Raw genomic sequence first — 1,111 nt, 5'->3', positions numbered from 1 at the left:
TCCCTGCGTGCCACCCTGGGTGTTGCCGTTTCCGTTGCCCTGGGTACCGCCCTGGGTGTTGCCGTTACCGTTACCCTGCGTGCCACCCTGGGTGTTGCCGCGGCCGCCACCCTGCGTGCCACCCTGGGTGTTGCCGTTTCCGTTGCCCTGGGTACCGCCCTGGGTGTTGCCGTTACCGTTACCCTGCGTGCCACCCTGGGTGTTGTGCTGGTGGTTGCTGGCCGAATGCGCAGCATGGTGCATGGGAGCGGCCTCGGCGCTGGCCACACCGACGGTTCCTGCGGCCAGTGCGGCGATGCAGGAAATCCCTGCGATGCGGGCCATGTGACGTCGAGCGTTGAACATGAGGAAACCTCGTATTTCTAGGTGGACGAACTTTCGTAGATTCATTTCAACCCGTCTGGCCTCTGCTGTGCGTCCCCTGATTGGAGGAGCAACAGGTTGATGTGTTCGTCGGCCGAGGAAAGAGGCTTGGCTGATGCTGCAGGCAGTAGGTCTTGATGGACCCCGTTGCCGTCTTCGTTGACCCGCAATGGAGCGGTCATCGACAGACCGCTGATGGGGGTTTGGGGCACCGGCTCCACTACGAGGGAAGGCCTTCACGTCCAGAACGCGTAGGCATGCCGCAGCCCGAGCCTGTCCGCGGGCGTCGGGGCACCATCGGGATGATCTCCGTGTGACTGGTGCGATCCCGGTGCCTCAGCCGACTTGAGACAGCTCCGTTGAGTGGGCCGAACCCGGCTTGCTTCTGCGGGCAGATTACGGCGGCAGCTGCCTGCAGAAGGCGTGGATGACTCCTGCCTCTGACAGATCGGACACTGGCTGCGGGTGGCAGCTTGCACCGTCGGTCGTGCTGACGGGTGACGATGAGCATCGTCACCTCACTCCTCCAGCACGTGGAGAAACCAACGAGGCCCCCGGGGCTGTGGTGCGGAGACGTCGGACATCTCGCTCAACAGTGTTCGGGGGCCTCGCCGTCACGACAGTGGCCTCGCCCGATCAGTGATCAACTTCAGAAGACTCGTTGTGAACGCCATGGGTGAAGCAGAAGGAGATGGGAGCGGCGCGGTGATGATGCGCCCTGCTGCCGAATTCCGGACACCCTGCGTAC

General features: G+C 63.5%; 1 protein-coding gene. It reads right to left on the bottom strand.

Annotation, left to right across the window (positions count from 1 at the left end; all coding sequences use genetic code 11):
• A partial coding sequence (locus ACIQTP_RS33185) for a hypothetical protein (RefSeq protein WP_403406996.1) occupies positions 1 to 345 on the bottom strand: 345 nt, incomplete at its 3' end.
• Positions 346 to 1,111 lie beyond the last annotated feature (766 nt).

This window comes from Streptomyces sp. NPDC090798, assembly GCF_044768965.1.
Taxonomy (GTDB): Bacteria; Actinomycetota; Actinomycetes; order Streptomycetales; family Streptomycetaceae; genus Streptomyces.
The sequence above is the reverse complement of the archived record's forward strand: the minus strand, read 5'-3'. Positions and strand labels throughout refer to the sequence as shown.